At 71.0% G+C, this 25,506-nt stretch carries 21 protein-coding genes; 18 read left to right on the top strand and 3 right to left on the bottom strand.

All coding sequences use genetic code 11. The features are described 5' to 3' along the window. Positions 1–115 precede the first annotated feature (115 nt). The 5 genes from GUY60_RS12125 (at position 116) to GUY60_RS12145 (ending at position 5,227) form a co-directional block, all read left to right on the top strand. Positions 116–2,446: an FdhF/YdeP family oxidoreductase gene (locus GUY60_RS12125; RefSeq protein ID WP_161696855.1), complete on the top strand. Its 2,331-nt coding sequence runs from the start codon at positions 116–118 to the stop codon at positions 2,444–2,446. 467 nt (positions 2,447–2,913) lie between these two features. Beyond that, positions 2,914–3,678 (top strand): YbaB/EbfC family nucleoid-associated protein, encoded by a 765-nt coding sequence (locus GUY60_RS12130; RefSeq protein ID WP_161696814.1) that lies wholly within the window; start codon positions 2,914–2,916, stop codon positions 3,676–3,678. 26 nt (positions 3,679–3,704) lie between these two features. Beyond that, positions 3,705–4,013, top strand: a complete 309-nt coding sequence (locus tag GUY60_RS12135) for a hypothetical protein (protein WP_161696816.1) — start codon at positions 3,705–3,707, stop codon at positions 4,011–4,013. A gap of 58 nt (positions 4,014–4,071) precedes the next feature. Beyond that, positions 4,072–4,776 carry a hypothetical protein gene (locus GUY60_RS12140; RefSeq protein ID WP_161696818.1) on the top strand — a complete coding sequence of 235 codons (705 nt, stop codon included), beginning with the start codon at positions 4,072–4,074 and terminating at the stop codon, positions 4,774–4,776. Positions 4,777–4,792: 16 nt separating this feature from the next. Next, the gene (locus GUY60_RS12145; RefSeq protein ID WP_161696820.1) at positions 4,793–5,227 is read left to right on the top strand and encodes a hypothetical protein; all 435 of its coding nucleotides are present in this window, start codon (positions 4,793–4,795) and stop codon (positions 5,225–5,227) included. 36 nt (positions 5,228–5,263) lie between these two features. Here the strand turns inward: GUY60_RS12145 and GUY60_RS12150 are convergent, their stop codons facing one another. Next, positions 5,264–5,512: a hypothetical protein gene (locus GUY60_RS12150; RefSeq protein WP_161696822.1), complete on the bottom strand. Its 249-nt coding sequence runs from the start codon at positions 5,510–5,512 to the stop codon at positions 5,264–5,266. A gap of 362 nt (positions 5,513–5,874) precedes the next feature. On the opposite strand from GUY60_RS12150, the gene GUY60_RS12155 reads away from it, so the two are divergent. The 4 genes from GUY60_RS12155 to GUY60_RS12170 all read left to right on the top strand — a co-directional run bounded on the left by GUY60_RS12155 (position 5,875) and on the right by GUY60_RS12170 (position 11,344). Next, entirely contained in the window at positions 5,875–8,166 is a 2,292-nt protein-coding gene (locus tag GUY60_RS12155) for an FdhF/YdeP family oxidoreductase (protein WP_161696825.1), read from the top strand. Further along, positions 8,163–9,386: an MFS transporter gene (locus GUY60_RS12160; protein ID WP_161696827.1), complete on the top strand. Its 1,224-nt coding sequence runs from the start codon at positions 8,163–8,165 to the stop codon at positions 9,384–9,386. The genes GUY60_RS12155 and GUY60_RS12160 overlap by 4 nt, the downstream gene beginning before the upstream one ends. Before the next feature lie 130 nt (positions 9,387–9,516). Then, complete coding sequence (fdhD, locus tag GUY60_RS12165; protein WP_161696829.1) at positions 9,517–10,353, top strand: formate dehydrogenase accessory sulfurtransferase FdhD; 837 nt, start codon at positions 9,517–9,519, stop codon at positions 10,351–10,353. A gap of 73 nt (positions 10,354–10,426) precedes the next feature. Further along, positions 10,427–11,344, top strand: a complete 918-nt coding sequence (locus tag GUY60_RS12170; RefSeq protein WP_161696831.1) for a LysR family transcriptional regulator — start codon at positions 10,427–10,429, stop codon at positions 11,342–11,344. On the opposite strand, the gene GUY60_RS12175 is transcribed toward GUY60_RS12170, so the two are convergent. After that, positions 11,341–13,857, bottom strand: a complete 2,517-nt coding sequence (locus GUY60_RS12175; RefSeq protein ID WP_161696833.1) for an ATP-dependent Clp protease ATP-binding subunit — start codon at positions 13,855–13,857, stop codon at positions 11,341–11,343. The genes GUY60_RS12170 and GUY60_RS12175 overlap by 4 nt on opposite strands. A gap of 112 nt (positions 13,858–13,969) precedes the next feature. Then, positions 13,970–15,148, bottom strand: a complete 1,179-nt coding sequence (locus GUY60_RS12180) for an acyl-CoA dehydrogenase family protein (protein ID WP_161696835.1) — start codon at positions 15,146–15,148, stop codon at positions 13,970–13,972. Between the two features lie 334 nt (positions 15,149–15,482). Between GUY60_RS12180 and GUY60_RS12185 the strand changes: the two genes are divergently transcribed. The 9 genes from GUY60_RS12185 to GUY60_RS12225 all read left to right on the top strand — a co-directional run. Continuing rightward, positions 15,483–15,926, top strand: coding sequence for an STAS domain-containing protein (locus GUY60_RS12185; RefSeq protein WP_161696837.1), 444 nt, complete (start codon positions 15,483–15,485; stop codon positions 15,924–15,926). Between the two features lie 310 nt (positions 15,927–16,236). Continuing rightward, positions 16,237–18,102 (top strand): phage tail sheath family protein, encoded by a 1,866-nt coding sequence (locus tag GUY60_RS12190; protein ID WP_161696839.1) that lies wholly within the window; start codon positions 16,237–16,239, stop codon positions 18,100–18,102. Positions 18,103–18,161: 59 nt separating this feature from the next. After that, positions 18,162–18,686: a phage tail protein gene (locus GUY60_RS12195; RefSeq protein WP_161696841.1), complete on the top strand. Its 525-nt coding sequence runs from the start codon at positions 18,162–18,164 to the stop codon at positions 18,684–18,686. A 172-nt stretch (positions 18,687–18,858) separates the two neighbouring features. Then, complete coding sequence (locus tag GUY60_RS12200) at positions 18,859–19,590, top strand: T4 family baseplate hub assembly chaperone (protein ID WP_161696843.1); 732 nt, start codon at positions 18,859–18,861, stop codon at positions 19,588–19,590. Continuing rightward, a complete protein-coding gene (locus GUY60_RS12205; RefSeq protein WP_161696845.1) occupies positions 19,587–20,327 on the top strand; it encodes a hypothetical protein in 741 nt (246 codons plus the stop codon). The genes GUY60_RS12200 and GUY60_RS12205 overlap by 4 nt, the downstream gene beginning before the upstream one ends. Positions 20,328–20,439: 112 nt before the next feature. After that, positions 20,440–21,447 (top strand): Pvc16 family protein, encoded by a 1,008-nt coding sequence (locus GUY60_RS12210; RefSeq protein ID WP_161696847.1) that lies wholly within the window; start codon positions 20,440–20,442, stop codon positions 21,445–21,447. 32 nt (positions 21,448–21,479) lie between these two features. Continuing rightward, the gene (locus tag GUY60_RS12215) at positions 21,480–23,498 is read left to right on the top strand and encodes an ATP-binding protein (RefSeq protein ID WP_161696849.1); all 2,019 of its coding nucleotides are present in this window, start codon (positions 21,480–21,482) and stop codon (positions 23,496–23,498) included. 17 nt (positions 23,499–23,515) lie between these two features. Beyond that, the gene (locus GUY60_RS12220) at positions 23,516–23,842 is read left to right on the top strand and encodes a hypothetical protein (protein ID WP_161696851.1); all 327 of its coding nucleotides are present in this window, start codon (positions 23,516–23,518) and stop codon (positions 23,840–23,842) included. Then, on the top strand, positions 23,839–25,506 hold a 1,668-nt coding region (locus GUY60_RS12225), incomplete at its 3' end, for an eCIS core domain-containing protein (protein WP_161696853.1). The genes GUY60_RS12220 and GUY60_RS12225, both read left to right, overlap by 4 nt.

A 25,506-nucleotide genomic window follows, 5' to 3' on the forward strand; every position in this document is an offset into this window, starting at 1 on the left:
CCACCCGCCCCGGCCCCGTGCCCGGATGGCGGCCCCGGAACCGCGGACATAGCCTGCCGAGGAGTGCGATGTGCCAGTGCCCCCGCAGTACCCGCAGGTGGAAGGGCTGAGAGCCGTGAACGCCGACAACAGCCGTGAGGACGCCCCGGAGCGCGAGGAGTTCCGGGAGACGGACGCGGGCCCCGTACCCGAGGGCGAACCGGAGTTCCGGCCGTACCACCATCCCGCTGCCGGCTGGGGCGCCGCGAAGAGCGTGACCCGGCTCCTGCTGCGGGAGCGGGAACTCGTGGACGGGCCGCGGGCGATCATGCGGATGAACCACGAGAACAAGGGCTTCGACTGCCCGGGGTGCGCGTGGCCCGACGACACCAAGGGCCTGCACCTGGACCTCTGCGAGAACGGCGTCAAGCACGTCACCTGGGAGATGACCCGCAAGCGGGTCGGCCGGGAGTTCTTCGCGGCCCACTCGGTGACCGAGCTGAGCGGCTGGAGCGACTTCGCCCTTGAGGACCAGGGCCGGCTGACCGAGCCGATGGTGTACGACGCCGACTCGGACCACTACGTGCCGATCAGCTGGAAGGACGCGTTCGAGCTCGTCGGCCGGACGCTGCGGGAGCTCGACGACCCGAACCAGGCGTCGTTCTACACCTCGGGCCGACTCGGCAACGAGGCCACGTTCCTGTACCAGTTGATGGCCCGCGAGCTGGGCACCAACAACCTGCCGGACTGTTCCAACATGTGCCACGAGGCCAGCGGCCGGGCACTGCAGGCCTCGCTCGGCACCGGCAAGGGCACCGTCGACCTGAAGGACTGGGAGAGCGCCGACGCGCTGTTCATCCTCGGTGTCAACGCGGCCTCCAACGCGCCCCGAATGCTCACCGCGCTCGCCGAGGCGTACCACCGCGGCGCCCAGATCGTGCACGTCAACCCGCTGGTCGAGGCGGCCGCGACGCGGACGATCGTGCCGCACGACTTCGTCGACATGGCCCTGTTCAAGACGACGAAGACCAGCACCCTCAACCTTCAGGTGCGCATCGGCGGCGACTTGGCGCTGCTTCGCGGCATGGCGAAGGCGATCCTGGAGGAGTCGGCGACCGATCCCCGCGCCCTCGACCGGGAGTTCATCGAGCGGCACACGGAGGGCTTCGACGCGTACCGCGCGCTGTGCGAGGCCACACCGTGGGAGGAGCTGGAGCGGCAGTCCGGGCTGAGCCGCGCCGACATCCTCAAGGCGGCGCGGGTGTACGGCGAGGCGGACCGCTCGATCATCAGCTGGTGCCTCGGCCTCACCCAGCACGAGCACGGCGTCGACACCGTACGGGAGATCGTCAACGTCCTTCTGCTGCGCGGAAATCTGGGCCGTGAGGGCGCGGGCCCATCGCCCGTACGCGGGCACAGCAACGTGCAGGGCAACCGCACCTGCGGCATCGACCACCGGCCGAGCGACGCGTTCCTCAGCCGGCTCGCCGAGGTGTGCGAGATCGAGCCGCCGCGCGCGCACGGCCTGGACACCGTCGCCACGATCAAGGCGATGCACAGCGGCGACGTGAAGGTGTTCGTCGGCATGGGCGGCAACTTCGCGATGGCGGCGCCGGACACCCCGTACACGTACGCGGCACTGCGCGCGTGCGAGCTGACGGTGCAGGTGAGTACGAAGCTGAACCGCAGTCATCTGGTGCACGGGCGGCGGGCGTTGATCCTGCCGTGTCTGGGCCGGACCGAGAAGGACCATCAGCGCAAGGGCGTGCAGAGCACCTCGGTCGAGGACTCGATGAGCATGGTGCATCTGTCGGTCGGCATGAAGAAGCCGGCCTCGCCGCACCTGCTGTCCGAGCCGGCCATCGTCGCCGGGATGGCCCGCGCCGCGCTGCCGGACAGCGGGACGCCGTGGGAGTGGTACATCGAGGACTACGACCGGATCCGCGACACCATGGCGAGCGCCCTCGACGGCTTCGAGGACTTCAACCGCCGGGTACGCCTTCCGCTCGGCTTCCGGATCAAGCAGCCCGCGCGTGAGCTGGTGTTCCTCACACCGTCCGGGCGCGCCGAGTTCTCCGCCGCCGCGCTGCCCGACGTGGTGCCCACGGACGGCACGCTCGCCCTCGGCACGATGCGCTCGCACGACCAGTGGAACACCACGATCTACTCGGACAACGACCGCTACCGGGGCATCAAGAACCTGCGCACCCTGGTCTTCATGAACCGGTCCGACATGCGGGAGCGCGGCATCGACGCGATGGGCCCCGTCGACATCACGAGCACCGCGAAGGACGGCAGCGAGCGGTTCCTGAACGGCTATCTCGCGGTGCCGTACGACATTCCGCGGGGCTGCGCGGCGGGCTACATGCCGGAGATGAACGTGCTGTGCGCGCTCGGCGACTTCAGCACCCAGAGCGACCAGCCGATCATGAAGCACGTACGGGTCACGATCAGCCCGTCGGCCTGACGCGCGGCGGGCCGATCAGGACGAGTCCGAGGGTCCACAGGGCGGTGTCCGGTGCGCCGGACGTGACACTCGCCTCCAAGTACCGTGCGCAGTCCAGGACTCGGCGTCGAGAGTCGCCCAGGTGGTACCCGTGCCGTATCTCGTCCCATACGGCGATCAGGGCGTCCCACTCGGCGGGCGTGGTGGGCGCCGGGGCGGGCCGGTCGCCGAACAGGTTGTCGCCAACTCGCTTGGAAAACCGTGTAGTTGGGGTGGAGGAGTGCGCAAGGTCCAGTGCCTATTGCTCGGCCTCGGCGGCTCTGGAGGCAGTCTGACGCCGGGGCCGCGCCACCGCTCCTTCTGGTCGGGATGCCCAGAAGGCTTCGTCGCGTCGGGCGTGAGATTGCCGCGTCCGGGGCGGGGACGCGTGCCCGCCGGCCGGCCGCTCCCGCCCGAGACCTGCCGGCGACAACAACGGGGAGAGACACATGCCTGACGACGCCCGCGACCGCATCGACGACATCCGGGACAGTGCCGATGTGGACGCGCAGATCTTTGAGCAGCTGAAGAACTCCGGCCCCAGTGAGGGCCTCGACGACACTGGGTCGGTGAAGGTCGACCTGGACGGGGAAGGAAAGCTCACCGGGATCCGGGTCGACCCCAACTGGCGCCGGTCGCTCCGGGACACCGAGCTGGCCTCCGCCGTACTCGGCGCGTACCAACAGGCTGTGACGCAGCGCCTGGAGGGCTGGGGAGAGGTCGTCGAGCGTGCCGAGGCGGACCCGCCCCGGCCCCGCGCCAGGCCCGGGATGTCCGAGTCAGTGGCCGGCCAACTCTACGAGCGCTTCGGGCAGGCGGGGACGGTCGACGATGCGCGCGCCCTGAACCGGCTCCTCGACATGCTCGACGAGCTCGAAGGCGCCATGCGGGAGGCGAACGCCGACGCGGACTCGATCGCCACGAGCCAGATCACCGGCCGGAGTACCTCGGGGCACGTCACTGCCACCGTCTCCGGGTCGGGCGACCCGGTCGGACTGGACTTCGACTCGCACTGGCTCGGGCGTGCCCACGACTTCAACATCGGCCGTGAGGCCATGGAGGCGCTGGATGCGGCTCGCCGCCGGCTCGCCGAGATGAACGAGGAGAGCCCGCCGTTCGCGCGGCTCGCCACTCTCGCGACCCTCGCCGAGAGCCCCTCCGAGCTGGCCGCGTACCTCGGGTTCGAGGACGCTCCGCCCTCCTCCGGCCGCTGAGACCACCGACGAAAAGGGAGCCACCGATGACCTTCAAAGCGTCCATGGACGCCTTGACCGCGGATGCCAAGCGCTGGGACGACACAGCCGCGATGCTGCAGACCGCCGGGGGCAAGTGTGCGGACATGACCCTGCGCGCCCAGGACTTCTCCTTCCTGGGCGGCGACACCCACGAGGCGTACGAGGCGGTGCGCGAGTTCATGAAGGGCTTCCTCCTCGACGGCGAGCGCGCGGCGTCCGGGGCCGGGAACGCACTCATCAAGGTGCGCAACACATACGAAGGCAGCGACGAGACGGCGAAGCAGAACCTCAAGGAGGCGTGGGAGTGGCACTGAGCCCCAGCCGCCAAGTGCCCGGCCGACCAGCACTGTTACGGGAGACGGAGACAGCACGATGGACATCCACGCACTGATCGAGAAGGTCCAAGCCAAGCTCAACCAGATCCGCGACCTGGTGAACCAGATCCGGTCCAAGATCAACGGCTTGCTGTCCAAGGTCCCCGCGTTCCTGGAGTGGGTCGTCTCGAAGGTCGAGGATCTCTGGAACAAGTTCTGCCAGAAGATGGAGGAGTTCTGGAACTGGTTCACCGACAAACTCGCCTACGTCGGCGACCCCTTCGTACTCAAAGACACCGGGGAGAAGTGGCACTCCGAACTAGGCGGCCCTGCCCACAGAAGGGCGGGTGAGGTGGAAGGGGACGACCTGTTGGTGGACGACACCTGGACGGGGACCGCGGCCACCGCCTACAAATCCAAGATCGACGGCCAGCGGAACGCGCTCAATACGATCGGCCGACTCTACGCATCCAGTGTCTCGTCCGCCCTGAACACCATGAAATCCGGGATCTGGATCTTCTGGATCACGATCGTGAGCGCGCTGGTGGTATGCGCCCTGGGGTTCATCGCCGGGATCGGCGCGGAGGGCACCATCATCGGTATCCCTGCGGGGCTGCTGGCGCAGATCGCGGCGGTGGTCGGGTTTCTGCTCGCTGCCGGGGGCGCCACGATGGCGCTGAAATTCGCCGCCGACGACTCCGCCACGGCACTGCGCAACCTCAACAGCTACGCCGACAAATGGCCCAGCTTCGCCCTCGGGTGACCGGGAGAGTGCGTAGATGACAACCAGCGTTCCCGAGGCCACCGTCAGGCGAATCCTGACGGTGGCCGGAGTCGTCGCACTGACCTGGACGCTGCTGCACGTCGGTCTCACGGTCCTGGCGCTGACGACGGGGCCGACGGTCGGCTCGACAGCCGAGGCGTTCCGGGTGATGAAGTACTTCTCGCCGCTCCTGGCAGTGCTGTCCTTCTGCGGGACCGCCCTCGCCTTCTCGGGCCGGAGGGCGACGCGTCGTCCGGGACTCGCGGGCGCGACCTTCCTGGTCCTGCTACTGGTGTGCGCGGTGGTGGCGGCGGCGTGTGCGGCCTTCCTGATCCGGCACGTGGGACTGTGGTCGCTTCCGTGGCTGGGGCTCAACTCCCCGCTGATCATCGCGATGTTCGCCTGCCGACGGCTGTTCCGGTCGGCCCAGCGGAGCCGGTTGCCTTCCTAATCCGCCCGGCCTTGGACCGACACGGCCCAACCAGCCCTAACTCTGCTGCGACCGTACCCAGTTGAGCTTGTTCCGGATGAACGACGACATCTTCGCGTCAAGGCGCAGATGCAGTTGGGTGTTCCCGCAGGCCGCGCAGATGTAGGCGTCGAACACCGGCTTTCTCGCCCCGAACTTTCCCGCTCCCGGCCGGCGGAGCCCGGCCTGCGCCACGTACTCGCCCCAGCACACCTCGCTGCCGCCGCACGCCCCACAGCGTCCGTTGCGCATGTCCCCATTGGTCATGGGGACGAGCCTAGGTGGTCTTGAGAAGCCGTGGTTCGGTTAGTTCGCCGACGGCCATGGAATTCGACACGTTTCCCCTTTTCCCGCGCGGCCCGATTCAGCACGACACATTCGGTACGTGTCGTCGCCATCGAGTAATTCGGTACGGGCGTTAATTCGGCACCCCCCACGCCACCGGCGACGCTTGTCGCTGATGACGTAAGCCTCGCACGGTGAACGGGGGCTTGATAAGCCGCACCTATCACGTCATCGGAAATGCCGCTTTGACTTTCTCCGGGATGCGGCCGAAGCTGCTGACTCGACGGTTTCCATAAATTCACGGCCGGCGCGTGTGAATTCAGCAGAAAGAGGCGACGCGGATCATGAGCGGCAACGAGGACCCCGGCGACGACCTGAAGGTGACCCCGCCCAAGACGTGGGCGACGGGGCTGCCGGGGGTGGCGCACGCGCTGGAGTACTCCCTGAGCCAGACCTCCCCGCGGCGCACCGCGCTGACGCTGCTCAACATCAACCAGGCCAAGGGCATCGACTGCCCCGGCTGTGCCTGGCCCGAGCCCGCGCCGGGCAAGCGGCACCGGAACGAGTACTGCGAGAACGGCGCCAAGCACATCAACGACGAGGCGACCTCGCGCCGGGTCACCCGTGAGTTCTTCCGCGAGCACTCGATCGCCGAGCTGGACGGCAAGTCCGACTACTGGCTGAACCAGCAGGGCCGGCTGACCGAGCCGATGGTGAAGCGGCCGGGTGCCACGCACTACCAACCCATCGGCTGGGACGAGGCGTTGGGCCTGCTCGCCGGGGAGCTGAAGGGCCTCGACTCCCCCGACGAGGCGCTGTTCTATGTGTCGGGGCGGCTGGGCAACGAGGCGGCGTTCCTGCTCCAGCTGTTCGCCCGCGCGTACGGCACCAACAATCTGCCGGACTGCTCCAACATGTGCCACGAGTCCAGCGGTTCCGCGATGGGCGAGACGCTGGGCATCGGCAAGGGCAGTGTGTCCCTCGACGACATCCACGAGGCCGACCTGGTGTTCGTGGTGGGGCAGAACCCGGGCACCAACCATCCGCGGATGCTCACCGCCCTGGAGGAGACCAAGCGCAACGGCGGGCAGGTCGTGGCGGTGAACACGCTGCCCGAGGCCGGTCTCATGCGGTTCAAGAACCCGCAGAAGGCCCGCGGGATCATCGGCTCCGGCACGGCGATCGCCGACCAGTTCCTGCACATCCGCGCCGGTGGCGACCTGGCCCTGTTCCAGGCGTTGAACCGGCTGCTCCTGGAGGCGGAGGACGCCGCGCCCGGCGCCGTGCTCGACCACGCGTTCATCGACTCCCACACCACCGGCTTCGCCGAGTTCGCCGAGCACGCCCGGAAGGTGTCCTGGGACGACATCGACGCCGCGACGGGCCTGCCCCGCGAGGAGATCGACGAGCTCCTCGGCCGCGTACTGCACGCGAAGAAGATCATCGTGTGCTGGGCGATGGGCCTCACCCAGCACAAGCACGGCGTCCCCACCATCCGCGAGGTCGTCAACTTCCTTCTGGTACGCGGCAACATCGGCAGGCCAGGCGCGGGTGTGTGCCCGGTGCGCGGCCACAGCAATGTGCAGGGCGACCGCACGATGGGCGTGTGGGAACGGATGCCGCAGCCGTTCCTCGATGCGCTGGGACGGGAGTTCGGCTTCACCCCGCCGGCCCGGCACGGCCTGGACGCGGTCAACGGCATCCACGCGATGTACGAGGGCCGGGCCAAGGTCTTCCTCGGTGTCGCGGGCAACTTCGTGCGGGCCACACCGGACAGCGCGGTCACCGAGGAGGCGATGCGCAAGTGCCGCCTCACCGCGCACATCTCGACCAAACTCAACCGCTCGCACACGGTGTGCGGCGAGACCGCGCTGATCCTGCCCACGCTCGGCCGCAGCGACAAGGACTTCCAGGCCACCGGCGAGCAGTTCATCACCGTCGAGGACTCCATGAGCGAGGTGCACGCCTCGCGCGGCAAGCTGCCGCCCGCGTCGCCGCACCTGCTCAGCGAGGTCGCCATCATCAGCCGCCTCGCCCGCGCGACCCTCGGCACCGAACTCGCCATCTCCTGGGAGGAGTTCGAGCGCGACTACGGCACGGTCCGCGACCACATCTCCCGGGTGATCCCCGGCTTCGAGGACTTCAATACGCGCGTACAGGTGCCCGGCGGCTTCCGGCTGCCCAACCCGGTGAACCGGCGGGTCTTCCCCACGCCGAGCGGCAAGGCCGTCTTCACCCGCAACGAGTTCACGATGCCGTACGTCCCCCCGGGGCATCTGCTGCTCCAGACGCTGCGCTCGCACGACCAGTGGAACACCGTCTGGTACGCGCCGAACGACCGTTACCGCGGCATCCACGACGCCCGCCGCGTCGTCCTCGTGAACCCGGCCGACCTGACCGAACTCGGCCTGGCCGACCGTGACTTGGTGGACCTGGTGAGTGTGTGGCACGACGGGCGGGAGCGCCGCGCGGCGGGCTTCCGGGTCGTCGCGTACCCGGCGAGCCGTGGTTCCGCCGCGGCCTACTACCCGGAGACCAACGTCCTGGTCCCGCTCGACAGCGTCGCCGACATCTCCAACTGCCCCACCTCCAAGGGCGTCGTGGTCCGGCTCGAACCCGCGCACGACAGCCGATGAGCGCGGGCCGCGGCGCCGCTCCGACGACGCGGCGTACGTCGCTCCGTTGGCTGCCCGCGGCGGCCGCGGTGTTCGCCGCCGGGTGGGGCGCGAACCAGTTCACGCCGCTCGCCGTGGTGTACCGCACCGAGGAACACTGGCCCGCGCTGCCGGTCGCCGCGATGTTCACCACGTACCTCATCGGGCTGCTGCCCGGACTGCTGCTCGGCGGCCCGGCGGCGAACCGCTTCGGCCGCCGCCAGGTGGTGCGGCCCGCGCTCGCGCTGACGGCGGCCGCCAGCACGCTGCTCGCCCTCGCCCCCGTGGACCAGGGCGTGGTGTACGTCAGCAGGCTCGCCACCGGCGCCGCCGCCGGGGTGGTCCTGACGGCGGGCAGCACCTGGCTGCGGGAACTGTCGGCCGGATCACCACACCACAACTCCGGTACTTTCAGGGCGACTTGTGCCACCGCAGGCGGGTTCGCGGCCGGTGCGCTGACGGCGGGTTCGCTGGCCGAGTGGCTGCCGCAGCCGATGGTGCTGCCCGCCCTGGCGCACGCCCTCCTTGCGCTCGTGGTGTTCGCCGCGACCCGCGACGTGCCGGACACCGCGCCGCCCGCGCCCGCCGCCGCGCGGACCCCGTTCACCGTGGGCCCGTGGCGCGGCGCGGTCCGGCACCCCCGGTTCCTGCGGGTGGTGCTCCCGGCGAGCCCGGCCGTGTTCACCGCGTCCACCGTGGCGTACGTCGTGCTGCCGCCGCTCGTCGCCGACCGGGTGCGCGGGTACGCGCCGGTCTTCAGCGGCCTGGTGACGGCGCTGACCCTCGCCGTGGGCATCGCCGTCCAGCCGCTTGCCGAGCGGCTCGACCACGAGCACAGCGCGCGGGCGACCCTCGCCGCGATCGTCGCCGTCATCGGCGGGCTCCTGGTCAGCGCGTTCGCCGTGTACGGGCACTCCGCCGCCCTCGTCCTTGCCGCGGCGGCACTGCTCGGCGCCGGGTACGGCCTCACGCTCGCCTCGGGGCTGCGGGAGGTCGAACGGCTCGCCCCGCCGAAGGACCGTACGCACGCGGCGTCGCTGTACCACGGTGCCGCGCACAGCGGCTTCCTGACGCCGCTGCTGCTCGCTGTGACGGCCGGGACGGCGCCCTACCCGGCGCTCCTCGCGGGCCTCGCCGCCGTCGGCCTGCTCTGCCTGGGCGTCACGGCGCGCTACAGCCGCAGGCACCTGCCGTGCCCCTGACCGCTCCCTGACCGCCCCCTGACCTGGTCCGGCCCACCCGGACACCGCCACCGGCATCGACACCGCTACCGCTACCGCCACCACCCCCCGCACCGACGCCGGAGCACCGCTCCGAGGAGAGGAACCGACCATGGGACGCGTGACCGCACGCCGCCGCGTCGTACGTATCCGGGACGGCCGGGTCTCGGCGCGGCCTGACACCCTGGCCGCCGAGGAACCCATGGAACTCCGCGTCGGCGGCCGCCCGTTGACGGTGACCATGCGCACGCCGGGCCATGACTTCGACCTCGCCGCCGGGTTCCTGGTCAGCGAGGGCGTGCTGCACGCCGCCGACGAGGTGGCCGGGATCCGCTACTGCGCGGGCGCGACCGCCGACCAAGGGAATACGTACAACGTCGTCGATGTCGCCCTGTCCCCCGGCACCGCCGCACCCGACGCGTCCCTGGAGCGGAACTTCTACACCACGTCGTCCTGCGGGCTCTGCGGCAAGGCCAGTCTCGACGCCGTACGCACCCAGGCCGCTTGGACCGTCGACAGCGACGCGCTGCGGATCGCGCCGGACGTACTGACCGAACTGCCCGAGCGGCTACGGGCCGAGCAGCGGGTCTTCGACAGCACCGGCGGGCTGCACGCGGCGGGCCTGTTCAGCGCCGACGGCGAGCTGCTGTGTCTACGCGAGGACGTGGGCCGGCACAACGCCGTGGACAAGGTCGTCGGGCACGCGCTGCGCACCGGGCTGCTGCCGCTGCGCGGATGTGTCCTGATGGTCAGCGGACGGGCCTCGTTCGAGCTGGTGCAGAAGGCGGTGATGGCCGGGATCCCGATGCTCGCCGCCGTCTCCGCGCCCTCCTCGCTCGCCGTGGACCTGGCCGCGGAGAGCGGCCTCACCCTCGTCGGCTTCCTGCGCGGCACGTCGATGAACGTGTACAGCGGCGCGGAGCGCCTTGAACCGGTGCCGGTCGCCTGACGTTCCGGCCCACCGGGGCGGCGCGCGGTGGCGTCGGTTGCCCTCGCGACCTGCGGTCCGGTACACCCGTGGGGTGCTGCTCCGTCAACTCGAATACCTCGTCGCGCTCTCCCGCGAACGTCACTTCGCCCGCGCCGCCCGGTCCTGCTACGTGTCCCAGCCCGCGCTCTCCGAGGCCTTGCGCAAACTGGAGGAGGAGCTCGACGTGCCGCTGGTCCGGCGCGGCCGCGCGTACGAGGGCCTCACCCCCGAGGGCGAGCGGATCGTGGTGTGGGCGCAGCGCATCCTCGCCGACCGGGACGCCCTCAAGAGCGAGGTGGGCGCGCTGCGCACCGGCCTGAGCGGGCGGCTGCGGATCGGCTCGGTGCCCACGGCGTCCGGCGCGGTCGCCCAGCTCACCGCCCCGTTCTGCGCGGCGCACCCGCTGGTGACGGTCGAGGTGATAGCGGACCTGCGCTCGGACGACGTGCTGCGTCAGGTGCGGAACTTCGAGATCGACGCGGGCGTGACCTACCTGCGCAACGGCCTGCCCGACGTGTTCCGGTCGGTGCGGCTGTACGAGGAGCGGTACGTGCTGCTCACCGACGCGGCGGACGGCCCGGAGCGGCGGTCGACGGCGACCTGGGCGGAGGCGTCACGGCTGCCGCTGTGCCTGCTGACCGAGGCCATGCAGGGGCGCCAGGTCCTCGACGAGGTGTTCGCCGAGGCCGGGCTCGAACCGTCGCCGCGCGTCGAGACGGACTCGGTGGCGGCACTCTTCGCCCATGTCAGGACGGGCCGTTGGGCGAGCATCGTGCCGCACACCTGGCTGCATGTGTTCGGCGTTCCGCACGGCATGCGGGCGGTGCCGCTGGCCGAGCCGACCCGTACGGTCCCGATGGGCCTGGTGGTCGCGGCCCGCGAACCGGGCTCGGTCCTGGCCCGCGCCCTCACGGACATCGCCCGTACGACCGATGTGAGCGCCGTACTCGACCGGCAGCCCGGCGACTAGGCCGCTGCTTCCGGGGCCTCTCCCGTACCCGGCCTGATCGTGCAGTGCAGCGAGTTGTCCTGGATGTCGGCGACGATCGTGTCGCCGGGGCCCGCCTCGCCGCCGAGGAGCAGGGACGCGACGCGGTTGTCCAGTTCCGTCTGGATCGTGCGGCGCAGCGGGCGGGCCCCGAACTCCGGCTGGTAGCCATGCGCGACGAGGAGTTTCTTCGCCGCCTCGGTGACCTCCAGTTGCATGCCCTGGGCGCGGACGCGGTGCTTGCTGCGGTCCAGGAGGTGCTCGACGATCCGGGACAGGTCGTGCTCGGTGAGGCTGTGGAAGACGATGGTGTCGTCGATGCGGTTGAGGAACTCGGGCAGGAAGCGGCCGCGCAGGTCCTCCATCAACTCGTCCTTCAGCTCGGCCGCGTCGCCCTCGTGCGCGAGGATGCGGTGGGCGCCGATGTTGGACGTCATGATGACGACGCAGTGCCGGAAGTCGACGGTGCGGCCCTGCCCGTCGGTGAGCCGGCCGTCGTCGAGGATCTGGAGCAGCGTGTTGAAGACGTCCGGGTGCGCCTTCTCCACCTCGTCGAAGAGCACGACGCTGTACGGCCGGCGGCGGACCTTCTCGGTGAGCTGGCCGGCCTCCTCGTAGCCGACGTATCCGGGAGGTGCGCCCACGAGCCGGGCGACGGTGTGCTTCTCCTGGAACTCGCTCATGTCGAAGCGGATCATCCGGTCGGAGTCGCCGAACAGCAACTCCGCGAGCGTCTTGGCTAGTTCGGTCTTGCCGACGCCGGTGGGGCCGAGGAAGAGGAACGAGCCGACGGGCCGGTTCGGGTCGCCCATGCCCGCGCGGTTGCGGCGTACGGCTTCGGAGACCGCGGTGACCGCCTCGTCCTGGCCGACGATCCTGGCGTGCATCTCCTCTTCCAGCCGGAGGAGTTTCTCCTTCTCGCCGGCGGTGAGCTGGGCGACCGGGATGCCGGTGCGGCGGGACACGATGTCGGCGATGTCCCCTGCGGTGACCGAGACGACGCCTTCGCGGCGCTCCTCGATACCCGCGAGTTCGCCCTCCACCTCGGCGATCTCGCCCTTGAGTTGGGAGGCCTTCTGGAAGTCCTCGGCGGTGACGGCCTGGTCCTTCTCGCGCCGCAGCTTGGCGATCCGGTCCTCGCGGCTGACGACCTCGGTGGAACGTCCGGCGCTGCGCAGCCGTACCCGGGCGCCGGCCTGGTCGATGAGGTCGATGGCCTTGTCGGGCAGGAACCGGTCGCTGATGTAGCGGTCGGAGAGTTCCGCGGCCGCCGTCAACGCCCCGTCCGCGAACCGGACTTGGTGGTGTGCCTCGTACGCGTCGCGGAGTCCTTCGAGGATCTGCACGGTCTCCTCGACGGTCGGTTCGGGGATCAGTACGGGCTGGAAGCGGCGTTCGAGGGCGGCGTCCTTCTCGATGTGCTTGCGGTACTCGTCGATGGTGGTCGCGCCGACGACGTGCAGTTCGCCGCGGGCCAGGGCGGGCTTGAGCATGTTGCCCGCGTCCATCGAGCCCTCGCCGGTGGCGCCGGCGCCGACGACGGTGTGCAGCTCGTCGATGAAGAGGATGATGTCGCCGCCGGCCTGCTGCACGTCCTCGATGACCTTCTTGAGGCGTTCCTCGAACTGGCCGCGGTACTGCGCCCCGGCGACCATCGCGGACAGGTCGAGGGAGACGACCCGCTTGCCCTTGAGGGTCTCGGGGACCTCGTCGGCCACGATGCGCTGGGCGAGGCCCTCCACGATGGCGGTCTTGCCGACGCCGGGTTCGCCGATGAGTACGGGGTTGTTCTTGGAGCGCCGGGAGAGGATCTCGACGGTCTGCTCGATCTCCTCGGCCCGCCCGACGACCGGGTCGAGCCTGCCCGCCCTGGCCTCGTCGGTGAGGTCCCGGCCGAACTCGTCCAGGGTCGTGGCCGGTTCCTTGGCGGCCTTGCCCGCGCCGGGCGTCCCGTCCGCGCGGGCCGCCTGGTCGGTGAGTCCGCGCAGCTTGCCGGTGTCCACGTCGTCGGCGCGCAGGAACCGTTCGGCGCCCGAGTCGGTGTCCTCCAGGAGGGCGCCGAGGACGTGCTCGGGGCCGATGTAGGACACCCCCGCCGCCTGCGAGTGGGCGTAGGCGCTGGCGAGGGTGCGTTTGGCGGCCGGGGTGAGTCCGGGCTCGGCGGAGGGTTCGCCGGACTCGCGGGGCAGCACCTTGGCGATCTGGTCGCCCAGGGCGCGGGGGTCGACGCCGGCGCGTTCGAGGAGCCGCCGGGTGGGTTCGACCTGGGTGGCCGCCCACAGCAGGTGCTCGGTGTCGAGGTCGGAGGTGCCGTCCTCCAGGGCCCTACGGGTCGCGGCGCCGAGGAGTTCGTGCGCGGACTCGGTGAGCAGCCGCCCGATGGGGACGCGCTGCACGGCGGGCGGGGACGAGCCGGGTGACATCCCGAAGAAGCGGTTCAACATGTCGCCGAACGGGTCGGAGGGACCGAAGGGTGAACCGAACGCCATCGACATGTCAGCTCCTGAGGTGCCTGAGGGGGGTGCGTTCCACTCAAACGTGCCCTCTGGAGCTCCGCAAACGGAGGGGAGCCACCCCCGGAGACACCCCCGGAGGCACCCCCTGAGGTCAGCGCCGCACGCGCGGCATCCCGAGCCCGATCCAGGAGATGATCTCCCGCTGGATCTCGTTGTTGCCGCCACCGAAGGTGAAGATCACCGCGGAGCGGTAGCCGCGTTCCAGTTCGCCGTGGAGCACGGCGCCCGCGGAGCCCTCCTTGAGCGGTCCCGCCGAGCCGACGACCTCCATCAGCCAGGCGTACGCGTCCCTGCGCGCCTCGGAGCCGTAGACCTTGACGGCGGAGGCGTCCTGCGGGGTGAGGGTGCCGTTCTGGACGGCGTTGACCATCTGCCAGTTGAGCAGCTTCATCGCGTCGAGCTGGGTGTGGGTCCTGGCGAGGCGCTGCTTGACCCAGCCCAGGTCGATGACGCGGCGGCCGTCGGCGAGTTTGGTGCCCATGGCCCAGCGCTGCACGTCGTGCAGGGCGCGGATGGCCATGGTGCCGTGGGCGGCGAGGGTGACGCGTTCGTGGTTGAGCTGGTTGGTGATCAGGCGCCAGCCCTTGTTCTCCTCGCCGACGCGGCGGGACACCGGGACGCGGACGTTCTCGTAGTAGCTGGCCGTCGTGTCGTGCGAGGCGAGTGTGTTGATCACGGTGCAGGAGTAGCCGGGGTCCGTGGTCGGGACGAGGAGCATGGTGATGCCCTTGTGCGGCGGGGCGGCCGGGTCGGTGCGCACGGCGAGCCACACCCAGTCCGCGGTGTCGCCGTTGGTGGTCCAGATCTTCTGGCCGTCGACCACATACGTGTCGCCGTCGCGTACGGCCCGGGTCTTCAGGGCGGCGAGGTCGGTGCCCGCCTCGGGTTCGCTGTAACCGATGGCGAAGTCGATCTCGCCGGCGAGGATCTTCGGCAGGAAGTACGCCTTCTGCTCGTCGCTGCCGAACTGCATGATCGTCGGCCCGACGGTGTTGAGCGCCATCAGCGGCAGCGGTACGCCGGCCTGGGCGGCCTCGTCGAAGAAGATGAACTGTTCCATCGGGCTCAGGCCGCGGCCGCCGTACTCCTCGGGCCAGCCGACGCCGAGCCAGCCGTCGGTGCCGAGCCTGCGGACGGTCTCGCGGTAGAACCGCTTCTGCTCCCCCGGGTCCTCGTAGCGGGCATACGCCTGGTCCGGCACAAGGTCCGCGAAGTAAGCGCGCAGCTCGGTGCGCAACTGCTGCTGTTCGGGGGTGTATTCGAGGTGCACGGTCCCTCCAGGCATTCGCGGTCCGGCGGCGGCGCACACACTAGAACCTGTTTCAGGAATCTGGAAGGGGTACGGAGGCGCGGGCCCGCCCGACCGCGGTTCCCGCCAAAGCCTCAACTACTCTCCGTAGTAGTGCAGTTGACGGCCCCACAGCTGTCACAAAGCGGAGACCGACCCACCGGAACACGCTTACGAACACCCTGAGCGGGAATGATGCACTCGACATCCATACGCTTCCCCGGGCCACGGGGGGCCAGGGGCGCCGCTTCACCGCAGGCGCCGACCCAATTTTCGTTACTCCTCGTATAAGGGAGTGGAGACTTCCAGGTGGGCCATGGAGATCGTTGAACCGGCCTTCGGTATGCGGCACCGATTAATGGACGACACCCTCGTACTGGTTCTGCACGGCGAGATCGACGCCTGGGCCCAGCAGGTGCTCGGACCTCGCCTGACGCGCCTGCTCGCCGAGCGCCCCAGTCGTCAAGTCGTCGTGGATCTGCGCCCGGTGACGTTCCTCGACGCGAGCGGGCTGCGCCTGCTCGTCCGGATCAGACGGCACTGCGTGGCGCGGGGCACCCGCGCCTGCCTCGTACGCGGCGTGCCACGGGTGTGGCGGGTGCTTCAGCTCACCCGCCTCGACGTGTGCTTCGACGCGTGGGACGCGCTGCCGGCCGAGTGGGAGGAAGCAGGGCCGTGCGGGCTGTGCGGCGCCCCGTTCCCATGCGTCGCGTCAAACCGGCGCGCCGCGACGGGAGGCCATAACTCCCTTGATTTCTAAGCGAATTCACAGACGCACGGCTTGATCAATGGTCTTCACAGGATCTCCTCCATCGGTGTCCTGAAGACGTCTTGTTCAGCCAAGTTCCCACGCCTAATACTGCGTTCAGCACTCAAGCATCAGGAGTCACAAGCGCGCAGCTTGGCCCGGCCGACCAAACCGCTCGGGCACTGACGGGGGAAACTGATCAAGTGCGTGTGGGGGGTTGTGTCCGGTTTTGCGGACACTGCTGCCCACCGCGTGGTGGCGCGTCTCCCTCTGCCGTCTCTTGGTGCCTTCACCCGGTGCCTGAGAAGGGATAGGAGGGGGAATGCCGACGCATGCAGTGAGCGCTGCCAAGCCGACGTATCCCGGCGTCTACGTCGAAGAGCTTCCCAGCAGTGCCCGCACCATCTCGACCGTCACGACCTCGGTGACCGCGTTCGTGGGACACACCCGGCGCGGCCCGCTGAACGAGCCGGTGCGCATCACCAGCTTCGCCGAGTTCGAGCGCCGCTTCGGGGGCCTGAGCTCGCAGAGCGCCGTCGGCTACGCGGTGCACCAGTTCTTCGGCAACGGCGGCACGGTGGCCGTCGTCGTCCGTGTCGCCAAGGCCCGCAGCGGCAAGGCGGCCTGCGTCACCCTGGAGTCCACCGAGGGCCACAGCGAGTGCCCGGTCCTCGAGGTGCACGCCAAGGAACCCGGCGTGTGGGGCAACGGCCTGCGGGTCGCCGTCGACTACGACACCCCGCACTGCGACGAGACGTTCAACCTGCGGGTGTACGACGCCCGCGGTGGCGCCCGGGAGGCCTTCACCGGCCTCTCCATGGACGCCTCGCACGGGCGGTACGCCCCGACGGTCATCAACTCCGGCTCCCGCCTGATCCGGGTGGAGGCCGTCGGTGAGGGCCGCCCCGACCCGTCCGGCACCGTGTCGAAGCCGTTCGGCCATGAACTCCCGGACCTGGCCGTCGACTTGACGGTCAAGATCGGTGAGGTGGAGCGCGAGTTCACGCTCTACGACCCGGACTGCGACGGCGAGGCGCCGTGCAACGTCACCGAGCTCGCGCAGCTCCTGGAGCGCAAGCTCCGCGCCCTGCCCGACGCACCCGGCAAGCACGCCTTCGCGGGCGTGGAGGTGACCGCTTTCGGCCGCCGCGTCCAGGTGGTCGCGGGCTCCACCGACCCCGAGGACGTGGTGCGTTTCCTCGGCGAGTGCGCCAACGACCTGGGCCTCGAAGCGTCCGTCAACGGGCCGGTGTTCCCCCTTGAGGGCGGCGAGGACGGCGACCCGCCGGGACCGCGCGACCTCATCGGCAACGAGGCCGACAAGTCCGGCATCCAGGCGCTGCGCGGCGAGGACGACATCAACCTCCTCGCGCTCCCTGAACTCGCCGCGTACGAGTCGGTCGAGGACATGGTCACCGTCGTATCGGCGGCGCAGCGGCTCTGCCAGGAGCGCCGGATCTTCCTGCTCGTGGACGCCCCCAGCACCTGGGTGAGCGTGGACTCCGCACGGGCCGGACTCGCCGCTTTCGAGCCGGTGCGCGGCAACCACGCGGGCCTGTACTTCCCGCATCTGCAGCTCACCGACCCGCTCACCGGACGCCTTCGCTCCTTCCCGCCGTCCGGCGCGGTCGCGGGCGTGTTCGCGCGTACGGACGCGGAGCGCGGCGTGTGGAAGGCTCCGGCCGGCACCGAGGCGCGGCTCGCGGGCGTGCACTCGCTCACGGTCAAGCTCACCGACCGGGAGAACGGCCTGCTCAATCCGCTGGGCCTGAACTGCCTGCGGACCTTCCCGATGGTGGGCCCGCTGGTCTGGGGCGCCCGCACCCTGGAGGGCTCCGACGCGCTCGACAGCGAGTGGAAGTACGTGCCGGTGCGCCGGCTCGCGCTGCATGTCGAGGAAAGCCTGCACCGCGGCCTGCAGTGGGTGGTGTTCGAGCCCAACGACGAGAACCTGTGGCAGCAGATCCGCCTCAGCGCCTCCTCGTATCTGCACAACCTGTTCCGCCAGGGCGCGTTCAAGGGCGGCACGCCGCGCGAGGCGTACTTCGTCAAGTGCGACCACGACACCACCACGGACGAGGACATCGCCAACGGCGTGGTGAACGTGCTGGTCGGGATCGCGCCGGTGAAACCCGCCGAGTTCGTGATCGTCAAGATCCAGCAGACGTCCGGGCAGTTCGAGCTCTAGATGTCCCGCTCTAGGTGTCCCGAACCCCAGACCAACCGCTGAGAGCGTGAAGGAATCCGATGGCTGAGTTCAATGTCAACGCCCAGCGCTTCGACCCGTACAAGAACTTCAAGTTCCTGGTCCTCTGGGACGGTCGTACGGTCGCTGGCATCAGCAAGATCAGTCCGCTGAAGCGGACCACCGAGGTCGTCAAGCACCGGCACGGCGGCGACCCCAGCTCCCCGCGCAAGTCGCCGGGCCGCTCCGAGTTCGAGGGGATCACCCTGGAGCGCGGCGTGACCCACGACCCCGAGTTCGACCGCTGGGCCAACAAGGTGTGGCAGGTGGGCGCGGGGCTCGGCTCCGAGGTGTCCCTGGCGACGTTCCGCCAGGACATCGTGATCCAGGTGCTCAACGAGGCCGGCCAGGTCGCCGTCGCGCACAAGATCTACCGGGCCTGGCCGAGCGAGTACCAGGTGCTCGGCGAGCTGGACGCCAACGCCAACGCGGTGGCGATCCAGAGCCTCAAGCTGGAGTGCGAGGGCTGGGAGCGGGACTACGAGGTGCCCGAGCCGCTGGAGCCCTCGTACATCAACCCGGCCTGAGCCGATCCGGTCCGACCTCAACCGGTCTGGCCTCAACCTGGTCCGACCTCAACCGGTCTGACCTCAACCCGGCCTGACCCGCCGGGAGTTCACCTGATCCGCCACCGGCACGTCCGGTGGCGGACCCACCCGAAGGACAGTCGGCGCGATGCGGTACGGAACGGGGGCGGGCATGGCGAGCACACAGGCCGCCGACCTCCTGGCCACCTGGGAGGCCGGGCTCGGGCAGGACGGTTTCGGCCGTGCCCTGCTCCTGCACCGTGCCGCGCGCCCCGACCTGTCCGACGACAGCGGGACCCTCCTCGCGCTGCCCCTCGGGGCCCGCGAGGCGGACCTGTTCACACTGCGCCGCGCCCTGTTCGGCGACCGCATGCAGGTGCGGCTCGACTGTACGGAGTGCGGCGAGGACCTCGAACTCGAGCTTGACGCCGGGGAGTTCGCCCGGTCCGTGGCCCCGGCGGCCGAGCCGGTGCTGCGGATCTCCGAGGGCGGCTTCGACGTGGAGTTCCGGCTGCCGACGACCGCCGACCTGACGGCGGCGGTACGGCAGCCGGATCCACGGCGCGCACTGCTCAGGGCCTGTGTGACGGCGGTGGTGCGCGACGGGGAACCCGTTCCCGTCGACGCCCTGCCCGCGTCCCTGGAGCAGCGCGTCGCCGAGGCCGCGGAGGCCGCCGACCCGGGCGCCGACGTGAACCTCACGATCAACTGCCCCGAGTGCGCCGCGGCGACCCGCGCCGAACTCGACATCGCCTCCTACCTGTGGACCGAACTGGACGCCTGGGCCCGTGACGTACTGCTCGACGTCCATCTGCTCGCCACGGCCTACGGCTGGAGCGAGTCCCAGATCCTGGCGCTGAGCCCGCTGCGGCGCCGCTACTACCTGGAGCTGTGTGCGCCATGACCGACTCCAACGGGGCGTCGACGGGCCCTGACCTCCCCGACTTCCTCGACCGGCTGCTCGCCCGGCACCGGCCGGCCGCCCCGGCGCGCCCCGGCGTGGTCCGGGTACGGCCCCGGCTCGCCGGCCCCTTCGAACGCGTCGAGGCGGTACGCGAACCCGAGCCGGACACCGACGGCACGGCGCCCCTTTGGCCCACGGAGCCCCAACACGCCGCTGTACAGGGCGAGTTCGGGCCTGCCGTACGCGAGATCCGGCACCGTACCGAGCGCGAACGCACCGTCGTACGCACCGAGCGGGACCCCGCGCCCGAGCCGAGCGCGCCACGCCCGGCGGCCCCGCCTACACCCGTGCCCCCGCTGCTGCGCCCGGCCGCCACCGCGACACCCCGGCTGCGGCCCGTCCCCGACCAGGCCCGCCGCGCCGACGGCCGGGACACCGGCACCGCGCGCCCGGACCCGGCCGCCGGCACCCTGGTGACGGAACGCACCGCCGCCGCGGCCGTCGCCCCGACTCCGCTGCGGCCGAGCCCCGTCGACACGGCCGCGGCCCGCGAGGCGGCCCGGCAGAGCACCGCACGACGGCAGAGCGCACCCGCCGAGCAGGTGGTGCAGGTGCAGATCGGACGCCTGGAGGTCACATCGGCTGGCCAGTCCCCCAGCGGTCGGCGGCCCGCCGCACGCGACCGGCGCGAGGCGGCCGTGAGCCTCTCCGAGTATCTGGCACGGGGGCGCGAGTGAGCCCCGTACGCCCGCCGGACAAGGCGGGACAGGCGCAACAGGCGCACCGAGAACGACCCGTACGACGCACAGCGGAATCCGTAGGGCCCGAGGGACGCGAGGAACCCACTCCATGAGCAACGCACTTGCCATCGCCCATGTCACCCAGGCCCTCGCCCTGCTCATCGAGGCCAACCTCCAGCCGGAGATCGACATGGCCGTCAAGGTCGAGCCGCGCAAGCCGCCGGCCGACCCGCCGACCGAGCCGACGATCACCGTGTTCCTGTACCAGGTCACGCCCAACACCTCGCAGCGCAATAACGACCTGCCCACCCGCTCCTCCGACGGCACGCTGATGAAGCGGCCCGCCGCCGCGCTCGACCTGCACTTCCTGATCAGCGCGTACGGCGAGGAGAGCGAACTCGTCGGGCAACGCCTGATCGGTTCGGTGGTGCGGACGCTGCACGAGATACCCGTACTGCCCGGCGACATCATCGAACTCGCCGGTGAGCGCCCGTACTTGGACGGCAGCGACCTGGCCGAGGCGGCGCAGCGGGTGCGGTTCACGCCGACCGTCATGGACATCGACGAGACGTCCAAGCTGTGGGGCATGCTGCACCAGACGCCGTACACGCTGTCGGTGGTGTACCAGGCCGCGCTTGTGTTCATCGAGGGCCGCGAAGGGCCGAGGCCCGTACCGCCGGTGGACCGGCACACGGTCCGCGTCCTGCCGTTCGGCGCGCCGGGAGCACCACAGCGTCCGGTGCTCGGGTCGGTGCCGCGGCCTTCGGATGAGGGGCAGCCCTCGACTGAGGGTACGGAGGCGAAGGCTGAGCCGAAGGCCGACGCTAAGCCTGACTCCAATCCTGACTCCAATCCTGACGCCAAGGCCGTCGAGGCGAAGGTGCCCGCCAAGCGGGCTCCGGCCAAGGCTCCGGCGAAGGCCCCGGCCAAGACCGCCTCGTCCCGTGGCGCGCGCGGCCGTAAGCAGCCCGCCGGTGAAGGCAGTTCGGCGCGCGGCCGCGGCGGGAAGCCCGCCGAGGCACCGGAGAGCGGCACGGGCGGGACGGCCAAGGGCACGGACACCGGCTCGACAGAGAGCGGCTCGACAGACACCGGCTCCACGGACACGGAGAGCTGAGGCGCGTGCGGACTTCGGGGGCGGGTGAAGGCATGGCGGCGGACCACGGCGACGACACGGCAGGCGTACGCGGCGGCGCGCTGCCGCTGACCGCCGAGATCCGGCGCGTCCTCGACCGGATCGACGCACACGCCCGGCGCGCCGGGGACAGTACGGAGGCCGGGGACGGTACGGGCGGTTCGGGCGCGCCGGACTCGCCGGACGCCGCGCGGCTGCCCGAGTCCGCGCCGCCCGCGACCGTGCCCGCCGCGTCGGCGCCGCTGACCGCCCTGATGTCGTGCTTCGGGCTCTCCACGTTCGAGCGCGACCTCGTACTCCTCACCGCCGCACAGGAGTTGGACCCCACCACGGCCGCCCGGTGCGCGGCGGCGAGCGGGGATCCGGAGCGGGCGTACCCCACGTTCTCGCTTGCGCTCGCCGCGCTCGCCGATCCGCACTGGAGCGCGCTCACGCCGGTGGCACCGCTGCGCCGGTGGCGGCTGCTCGACCTGGAGGACGAGTCGCGGCTGACCCGGTCGCGGCTCCGCCTGGACGAACGCATCCTGCACTTCCTGCTCGGCTCGCCGTACCTGGACTCCCGGCTGCACGGCCAGTTGCGCCGTACGCCGGTGCCCGAGGGGTTGCCGCCCTCGTACGACCTGGCCGCGAGCCGGCTCTCCGCCGCCTGGGCCGGTGGGGCGCGCCCGGACGCCCCGCTCCTGGTCGAGCTGGTCGGCGGTGACCTGCGCAGCCGGGCCGACATCGCGGCCGCCGCGGCGGCGCGTTCGGGGCTCGGCCTGTACGCGATGGCCGCCGACGACATCCCCACCGACGCCGCCGAACGCGACCGGCTCGCCCGGCTGTGGCAGCGCGAGGCGATCCTGCTGCCCGCGGCGCTGCTCGTGGAGATCGGTGAGCTGGACCGGGACCAGCACGCGGCGACCGACGCGTTCCTCGCGGGCGCGGCCGTACCCGTGGTCGTGTCGAGCCCCGATCCCCGGCACACGGAGCGGGCGCGCGGCGAACGGGTGGTCGTGCCGGGCCTGGACGACGAGGAGCAACTGGGGCTCTGGGCGGGCGCGTTCGAGGGTGTCGCGGACATCGACACGCACGGACTGCGGTCCCTGGTGGCGCAGTTCCAGCTGCCGCCGCACGTGGTGCGCTCGGCGGCCGCCGTCGTACGCCGGGAGGCACCGGGCGACGACGCGGCCGACCCGGCGGGCCTTGCCTGGCGGGCCGCGCTCGACGAGGCCCGGATGGGCATGGACGAGCTGGGCCGCCGGATCGAACCGGAGGCCGGCTGGACCGACCTGGTGCTGCACGACCGGCAGACGAGTGTGCTGCGGGAGATCGTCGCGCATGTACGGCAGCGGGCGACCGTGCACCAGGAGTGGGGTTTCGCGGCGACGCTGCGGCGCGGTCTTGGTGTGACGGCCCTGTTCGCGGGCGGTTCGGGTACGGGCAAGACCCTGGCCGCCGAGGTGATGGCGAAGGAGCTCGGGCTCGACCTGTTCATCATCGACCTGTCGCAGGTGGTGTCGAAGTACATCGGCGAGACGGAGAAGAACCTCCGCAAGGTCTTCGACGCGGCCGAACGCGGCGGCGCGCTCCTGCTTTTCGACGAGGCGGACGCCCTGTTCGGCAAGCGCAGCGAGGTCAAGGACAGCCATGACCGGTACGCGAACCTGGAGGTCAGCTACCTCCTGATGCGCATGGAGGCGTACCGCGGCCTGGCGATCCTCACCACCAACATGAAGAAGGCCCTGGACACGGCGTTCATGCGGCGCATCCGCTTCGTCGTCGACTTTCCCTTCCCCGCCGAGCACGAGCGGGCGGAGATCTGGCGCCGGGTGCTTCCGCCGCAGACCCCGACGAAGGGCATCGACCCGGAGCTGCTCGCCCAACTCACCGTGGCGGGCGGCTCGATCCGCAACATCGCCCTGTCCGGCGCGTTCCTCGCCGCCGAGGAGGGCGACCGGTTGCAGATGCGGCACATGCTGGCCGCGGCCCGTACGGAGTATCTGAAACTGGAGCGCTCCTTGACGCCGACGGAGGTCCGCGGATGGGTGTGAACGGTGCAGGTGGCGACATGCCGGCCGGGCGTCCGGAACCGCGCGGGGCTACGTCGGCCGGGCGTCCGGAACCGCGTGAGATCCGGGTCGACATCGGCGAACTCGTCCTTGACGGCTTCGGCCCGACGGTGGATCCGGGACACGTATCGGCCTCGTTCGAGCGGGAGTTGACCCGTCTCGTACGGGAGCACGGGGTGCCCCTGGCGGCTGATGGCGGCGTGTCGGTGGACGCGCTGTCGGGCCTGCCGCCGCTCCCCTCCGGCCTGTCGGCGCGCCGCCTCGGGCAGGAACTGGCGCGCGCGGTGCACCAGGGCCTGTCCGGCCGCGGGGAGGTGACCCGGTGAGCACTACCGCCTCGCAGGACGCGCAGTCCGCAGACCAGGCCGCGGCCGACCGCCGCCGCAAGCGCAAGGAACGCGCGGCGAAGAACCGCGCGCCCGAGCCGAAGAACATCGTCAGCGGCGCGGGCCAGCCCCTGGACGTAGGCGTACGCCGGGAGTTGGAGGAGCAGCTCGGCCACGACCTGAGCGGCGTACGGCTGCACACGGACCGGGACGCGGGCACCCTCACCGGGCTGCTCGGCGCGGACGCGGTGGCGGTGGGCCAGGACGTGTTCTTCGGCGAGGGCAAGTACCAGCCGGGTACGGAGCAGGGGCGGGCGCTGCTGGCTCATGAGTTGCTGCACACCATCCAACACCCGTTCGCCAGCGGCGCGTTGGCGGCGGGCCGTGACCTGGGCCAGGTCAGTGGGGCGCACGAGTCGGCCGAACGCGCCGCCGAGGACACCGCGCAGGCGGTGACGCGCGGCGAGCAGGCGGCCGAGATCGCGCCGGTGCCCGGCACACCGGCGTGGATGCGGTACACCACCGTGCACGCCGACCGTAACCGCCTCGAACTCCTCGACCCGGCGACCGTGGTCGACCGCCTCGCCAACACCGTCGTCCGGACCTTGCGCTCCGACCCGACGGACAGCGCGCAGCGCGTACGGGCCGCGCTCGCACCGCTCGCCGAGGAACTGCAGGAGCGCGTACTCGACCGCCTCGAACACCGGCTGCTCACCTCCGAGCACGACTTCGTGGTGGACCTGGTCACGGAGATCTACGAGGACGGGCAGGCGGAGAGCGAGGCCACGGCGCGGCAGCGCGCGCTCGTCGCTCCGGCGGTCGAGGAGGACACGGCCGGGGACGTACTGGCGGAGCGCGAGCAGGAGCAGGAGGCCGCGCAGGAGGAGCGGGAACGGGACGAGCGGCCCGGCCCCGCGCCCGGTCCGGAGAAGCAGGAGGCGGACGGGGATTCGGCTCCGGCCACGGGCAGTACGCCGCAGAACGCGGGCGCCACGATCCCGCAGGGCGGCGCGTCGGGCGCGGACGCGGGGAAGGCCGAGGCCGAGAAGGAGTCCGACCCGCGGACCGGCGGCGACGCGTCAAGCCCGAAGGGCGACGGGGAGCAGCCGACGTCTCCGGCGGCGCAGTCCTCGGGGCAGGAAGCTGCGGGTGGGGCGAAGGCCGACGCGAAGCAGGATGCCGCGAAAAGCCAGGAGTCCGGCAAGGACAAGGGCGGGCAGGACTCCGGCAAGGGGCAGCAGGACGGCAAGGGCGAGAAGGGCGGGCAGGACTCGGCCAAGGGCGAGAAGGGCGGCGACCGGGCCGGGGCGAAGGCGGCCGACGAGCAGGCCAAGAAGGACGCCGGCCAGGAGGAAGGCGCGGGTCCGGGCGCCGACGCCGAGCAGGAGGACGCGGCGAAGGCCCGCGAGAGCGCCGCCGCGGCCGAGGCCGCCAAGAAGGACGAGCCGGTACGCGACGAGGGCACGCCCAAGGATGCGGGCAAGGACGAGGAGTTCCCCGGCCGTTCCTCCACGCTCGACGGTGCCCGCGCCCAGGACGAGGAGCCCGAGGAGGAAACGGAGTCGGCCGCTCAGGGCGGCGACTCCGAGGTGGAGGTCGGCGGCGGGGAGGAGAGCGCCTGGGACGTCAAGCTCAGGCCGGAGGACTTCCTGCCGGAGCAGGAC

This window comes from Streptomyces boluensis (assembly GCF_009908195.1).
Lineage (GTDB): Bacteria > Actinomycetota > Actinomycetes > Streptomycetales > Streptomycetaceae > Streptomyces > Streptomyces boluensis.

Coding starts and splice junctions, on each gene's coding strand:
- GUY60_RS12130 (WP_161696814.1), top strand. CDS start 2,914: ATGCCTGACGACGCCCGCGACCGCATCGACGACATCCGGGACAGTGCC.
- GUY60_RS12135 (WP_161696816.1), top strand. CDS start 3,705: ATGACCTTCAAAGCGTCCATGGACGCCTTGACCGCGGATGCCAAGCGC.
- GUY60_RS12140 (WP_161696818.1), top strand. CDS start 4,072: ATGGACATCCACGCACTGATCGAGAAGGTCCAAGCCAAGCTCAACCAG.
- GUY60_RS12145 (WP_161696820.1), top strand. CDS start 4,793: ATGACAACCAGCGTTCCCGAGGCCACCGTCAGGCGAATCCTGACGGTG.
- GUY60_RS12150 (WP_161696822.1), bottom strand. CDS start 5,512: ATGACCAATGGGGACATGCGCAACGGACGCTGTGGGGCGTGCGGCGGC.
- GUY60_RS12155 (WP_161696825.1), top strand. CDS start 5,875: ATGAGCGGCAACGAGGACCCCGGCGACGACCTGAAGGTGACCCCGCCC.
- GUY60_RS12160 (WP_161696827.1), top strand. CDS start 8,163: ATGAGCGCGGGCCGCGGCGCCGCTCCGACGACGCGGCGTACGTCGCTC.
- fdhD (WP_161696829.1), top strand. CDS start 9,517: ATGGGACGCGTGACCGCACGCCGCCGCGTCGTACGTATCCGGGACGGC.
- GUY60_RS12175 (WP_161696833.1), bottom strand. CDS start 13,857: ATGTCGATGGCGTTCGGTTCACCCTTCGGTCCCTCCGACCCGTTCGGC.
- GUY60_RS12185 (WP_161696837.1), top strand. CDS start 15,483: ATGGAGATCGTTGAACCGGCCTTCGGTATGCGGCACCGATTAATGGAC.
- GUY60_RS12190 (WP_161696839.1), top strand. CDS start 16,237: ATGCCGACGCATGCAGTGAGCGCTGCCAAGCCGACGTATCCCGGCGTC.
- GUY60_RS12195 (WP_161696841.1), top strand. CDS start 18,162: ATGGCTGAGTTCAATGTCAACGCCCAGCGCTTCGACCCGTACAAGAAC.
- GUY60_RS12200 (WP_161696843.1), top strand. CDS start 18,859: ATGGCGAGCACACAGGCCGCCGACCTCCTGGCCACCTGGGAGGCCGGG.
- GUY60_RS12205 (WP_161696845.1), top strand. CDS start 19,587: ATGACCGACTCCAACGGGGCGTCGACGGGCCCTGACCTCCCCGACTTC.
- GUY60_RS12210 (WP_161696847.1), top strand. CDS start 20,440: ATGAGCAACGCACTTGCCATCGCCCATGTCACCCAGGCCCTCGCCCTG.
- GUY60_RS12215 (WP_161696849.1), top strand. CDS start 21,480: ATGGCGGCGGACCACGGCGACGACACGGCAGGCGTACGCGGCGGCGCG.
- GUY60_RS12220 (WP_161696851.1), top strand. CDS start 23,516: ATGCCGGCCGGGCGTCCGGAACCGCGCGGGGCTACGTCGGCCGGGCGT.